The organism is Calothrix rhizosoleniae SC01 (genome assembly GCF_900185595.1).
Classification (GTDB): Bacteria; Cyanobacteriota; Cyanobacteriia; order Cyanobacteriales; family Nostocaceae; genus Calothrix_A; species Calothrix_A rhizosoleniae.
The window spans coordinates 1-1349 of sequence record NZ_FYBH01000402.1 but is presented as its reverse complement, the minus strand read 5'-3'; the positions used below and the strand labels follow the sequence as shown (position 1 = coordinate 1349).

The window sequence follows — 1349 nt, the reverse complement described above, 5'->3', positions numbered from 1 at the left end:
GGTGGTAATGTGACGATTGATGGTGGTGGATTAACAGCTTTGGATGGAAGAGTGGAATTAGGTGGTTTAGCTGGTAAGGGAAGAATTGGCTTGAATGTAGATGGGAATAACCTCAGCTTAAGTTTTCCTACAGGAGTAGAAAGAAGTGATGTTACGATCGCAAATAATGGGAGTATAAGAGTTATCGGTAATGATGGTGGAAGTATAGCGATTAATGTTCGGAATTTAGAAATCACAAACGAGAGTTTCCTGTTTGCGGGAATAGATACTGGTAATGTTTCTGAGCAAAGTAAAGCAGGAAATATTGATATTAATGCAACGGGGGTCATAAAACTTAACGATATTAGCTTTATTCATAACTATATTTTCCTAGGAGCAAAGGGACAGGGAGGAGATATAAATATCAGCACTAAAACATTACAAGTAGAAGGTATAGCAGAAATTAGTACTAGTACATTTGATTTAGGTGCGAGTGGAGATATAACCATTGATGCTCAAAATATTCAACTCATTGGTGGAATAAAAGATTCTTCTCTTAGCGGTTTTTCTCTTAGCGGTTTGTTTACAACAACGGAGTCAACGGGGAATGCGGGTAATTTGAATATCAAAACTAATACCTTACTAGTAAAAGATGGGGCACAGGTGAGCGCTAGTACATTTGGTGATGGTGTGAGTGGAGATATAACTATTGAAGCTCAAGATATTCAACTCATTGGTGAAAACCAAATGGTTTACCTAGCGGTTTGTTTATAACAACAGATTCAACAGGGAATGCGAGTCGTTTAAATATCAAAACTAATACTTTACTAGTAAAAGATGGGGCACGGGTGAGCGCTAGTACCCTTGATGCAGGTGACGGTGGAGATATAACCATTGAAGCTCAAGATATTCAACTCATTGGTGAAAGGAAAGATGGTTTACCTAGCGGTTTATTTTCAACAACAGATTCAACAGGGGATGCGGGTGGTTTGAATATCAAAACTAATACTTTACTAGTAAAAGATGGGGCAGAGGTGAGCGCTAGGACCTCTAGTGAAGGTAAGGGTGGAAATATAAAAGTTAATGCTGAAGATATTCAACTTATTGGTGAAAGAAAAGATTCTTCCCCTAGCGGTTTGTTTACAACAGCATTTTCAACAGGGAATGCGGGTGAAAATTTGAATATCAAAACTAATACTTTACTAGTAAAAAATGGAGCACGGGTGAGTGCTAGTACTTTTGGTGCTGGTGACGGTGGAAATATAAATATTGAAGCAAAAGATATTCAACTTATTGATGAAAACAAAGATGGTTTACCTGGTGGTTTGTTTACAACAACAGATTTAATTGGGGATAGCGGGTAAAAGTTT

Annotated in this window: 1 protein-coding gene and 1 pseudogene; both read left to right on the top strand. The window is 37.7% G+C overall.

The window, feature by feature from the left end; translation table 11 throughout:
* Window positions 1-753 (top strand): annotated as a pseudogene (locus CALSC_RS26785) (hypothetical protein); the annotation flags it as partial.
* Window positions 744-1343 (top strand): hypothetical protein, encoded by a 600-nt coding sequence (locus tag CALSC_RS24450; protein ID WP_088243823.1) that lies wholly within the window; start codon window positions 744-746, stop codon window positions 1341-1343. The pseudogene CALSC_RS26785 and the gene CALSC_RS24450, both read left to right, overlap by 10 nt.
* Window positions 1344-1349 lie beyond the last annotated feature (6 nt).